Annotated in this window: 4 protein-coding genes; 3 read left to right on the top strand and 1 reads right to left on the bottom strand. The window is 72.3% G+C overall.

Features of this window, described 5'->3' with window-relative positions:
- Positions 1-80 precede the first annotated feature (80 nt).
- Positions 81-539 (top strand): DUF6083 domain-containing protein, encoded by a 459-nt coding sequence (locus RIF68_RS34080; RefSeq protein ID WP_309055339.1) that lies wholly within the window; start codon positions 81-83, stop codon positions 537-539.
- 31 nt (positions 540-570) lie between these two features.
- Positions 571-1,110, top strand: coding sequence for a DUF4231 domain-containing protein (locus RIF68_RS34075; protein ID WP_309055338.1), 540 nt, complete (start codon positions 571-573; stop codon positions 1,108-1,110).
- Between the two features lie 126 nt (positions 1,111-1,236).
- Here the strand turns inward: RIF68_RS34075 and RIF68_RS34070 are convergent, their stop codons facing one another.
- Complete coding sequence (locus tag RIF68_RS34070) at positions 1,237-1,686, bottom strand: lamin tail domain-containing protein (protein ID WP_309055337.1); 450 nt, start codon at positions 1,684-1,686, stop codon at positions 1,237-1,239.
- A 397-nt stretch (positions 1,687-2,083) separates the two neighbouring features.
- On the opposite strand from RIF68_RS34070, the gene RIF68_RS34065 reads away from it, so the two are divergent.
- A complete protein-coding gene (locus RIF68_RS34065) occupies positions 2,084-2,308 on the top strand; it encodes a hypothetical protein (protein ID WP_309055336.1) in 225 nt (74 codons plus the stop codon).
- Positions 2,309-2,548 lie beyond the last annotated feature (240 nt).

Here is a 2,548-nt window from a genome sequence, read left to right as displayed (position 1 = left end):
CCGGTGGCAGGTCACGTTCGGGGACGACGGCCGAAAGGCGACCTGTCGGAGTGTCTGAAGGTGCGGTCACACTCGGACACATGGGGGCGACAGGGGCGGACCGCCCGGAGCGGTGCGAGGGGTGCGGGGAGGGGCGTCCCTGCGTGCGGGCGCGGGGGCGGGTCCGGGTGGTGGCCGTGCTGTGCGAGGAGTGCTGGAACAGGGCCGCCAACGACTTCGCGCTGGACGAGGGGGCGACGGCCGCGCCGCCCGGGGAGCCGGGGCCGGACGACCTTGGCTGGATCGAGGCGGCCGTCTGTCCCCGGTGCGGGCGGGAGGTGCGGGCGTACCGGACCAACTACGACCGGTGGGTGCACCTGGACGACGAGGAGCGGCCCGCGGGGGAGGTGCCGGCGAGGTTCCGGTGGCGGCTGAAGCGGCGGTACGCCCGGCATACGGAGATGGTCGTCGAGACCGTGGCCGTACGCGTGCGGGCCGTCGATCCGTGGCTGGGCGAGTGGGTGGTGCCCGCGCACGGCATGCGGTGCGAGCCGGTTTGACGTGAACACGGGGGCAGGGTGTACTCCCGGCATGGCTGAGCTGGGGGACGCGCCCGACACGGACGTGCAGAGCGGTGAGATGACGCCGCAGAAGTACATCGAGAGCAGACTCGGGCAGTACCAGGAGTGGTACGACACCAAAGCCGCCCGGATGAAGGCCATGCACCTGCGGATGCGGACCGTGTCCGTCGTCGGCGGCGCGCTGGTCCCCGTCTTCGTCAACCTCGACCTGTGGTTCGCGCGGGTCACGGCGACCGTGCTCAGTGTGGTGGTCGTCGCGGCGGTGTCCCTGGAGAGCGTGTACCGCTATCGGGAGCAGTGGAAGAACTACCGGTCCACCGAGCAGCTCCTCGGGCACGAGCGGATCTACTTCGAGACCCGGGTCGGGCCGTACCACGGGCTGACCAAGCGAGAGGCGTTCTCCCTGCTCGTCGCCCGTGTGGAGAAGGCCATCGCGGGGGAGAACTCCGCCACGCTGAACGTGATGACCCTGGGCGGACAGGTCTCCGCCGACGTGCAGCAGCACGGCGTCGTCCCCTCGCCCCGGCGGTCGCCCGAGGCGGTGGCCTGAGGGAAGGGCCTGAAGGAAGGGGCAGTGAGGGCGGTGCCCGGTCGCGGGGACCGGCCCGAGCGAGTCCAGGGACAGGGGCCTCCGCGCACGCGAAGGCCCCTGTGGAAACTTAGATATGACGAGGCGTCAGCACCACACGTAGTCGTAGCGCGTCGAGTTGTACGAGCAGACGTCCGCGCGGGTGCCGTTCGCCTTGCGGAGGGTCGCCGTGTCCTTGTCGTTGTTCCAGACGTACCAGCCGCGGTTCTGGTAGACGTTCGCGGAGGTGTTGGTGCCGCGGCCCGTGCGCAGGGTCACGATCTTGCCCTTGCCCAGGACGAAGTTGCCGAAGGTGTACTTGTGGTTGGCGGCGTCCGTGACCGTCCAGCCGCGCAGGTTGACCGCCGCGCCGGTCGTGTTGCGTATCTGGACGTACTCGGCGTTGATGCTGGTGTTGCCGCCCCGGTCGGTGCCCGGGCTGTCGTAGTAGATCTTGTAGAGGTGGACCGAACCGGCGGCCTGTGCCTGCGAGGGCAGGAGCAGAACACCGGAGGCGGCGGCCGCGGTCACAGCCGCGAGCGTGCGTGCGCGAAGCATGAATGTCCCTCAGTTTCCGCCCGGGCTCCCGCCGATGGGGCCCGGCGCGCCCACAGGATACGCACGTTCTTCACGCTTTCCGCATGACTTCCGGAGAGTGGGCGTCCGTTCCTTCGGAGCCCCGTTTCGCGATCGGCCGTGACCGGGGGAGGGGGTGGCGCCGGGGGCGGCGTGCCCCTGCCGCACGGCGGTGACGCGCTGCTCCGGGTGTCGGACCGGTCACCTGCCGTCACGGGCTGTGGACCGGGTGGTACGGCGGCTCGCGCGCACAGGTGTGCGCTGCCCCGACACCCCGGGCCGTCCATCGGAGGGGCATCTCCGGGGATACGTTGACAGGGCGCGAGCTCCGGGTTTCCCTAGGGGTCCCCAAGGATCAGGAACGGGACGGAGGGGACGCGTGCAGCCACTGCCCGAGGTCGGTGAGCTCGTCCGTGACACCGCCACCGGGCGGGTCGGCTTCTATGTGCGGAGCGTCTCCGGTCGCTGCCTGATCCGCGCCGTCCACGGCGGCGCCGAGTGGGAGGCCGAACCCGCCGACGTGCAGCTCGCCACGCCCCTGCGGGAGCTCCGCGCCCGCGCCGCCGAGATCAACGCGCGCAGCCGGCGGGCCTTCGGGACGTGACGCTCCGGCCGGACCCCGGCGGGTCGGCCCGGGCACCAAGATCCGGCGGGCCGTCGCGTCCGGGCCGGGCGCGAAGATCCGGCGGGCCGGCTCGGGCGCGAGGATCCGGTGGACCGGGGCGTCCGGGCCGGGCGCAAAGCCCCGGCGGGCGGGGCCGGCGGGGAGGGCCCGGCGGTCGGTCGGAGTGGTCGGTGCCAGGCGCGGTGGCCCGGGGCCGGGGCGGGTCGAGTGGTCGGCCTG

This window comes from Streptomyces sp., from assembly GCF_031178505.1.
GTDB lineage: Bacteria > Actinomycetota > Actinomycetes > Streptomycetales > Streptomycetaceae > Streptomyces > Streptomyces gulbargensis.
The sequence above is the reverse complement of the archived record's forward strand: the minus strand, read 5'-3'. Positions and strand labels throughout refer to the sequence as shown.

Coding starts and splice junctions, on each gene's coding strand:
- RIF68_RS34080 (WP_309055339.1), top strand. CDS start 81: ATGGGGGCGACAGGGGCGGACCGCCCGGAGCGGTGCGAGGGGTGCGGG.
- RIF68_RS34075 (WP_309055338.1), top strand. CDS start 571: ATGGCTGAGCTGGGGGACGCGCCCGACACGGACGTGCAGAGCGGTGAG.
- RIF68_RS34070 (WP_309055337.1), bottom strand. CDS start 1,686: ATGCTTCGCGCACGCACGCTCGCGGCTGTGACCGCGGCCGCCGCCTCC.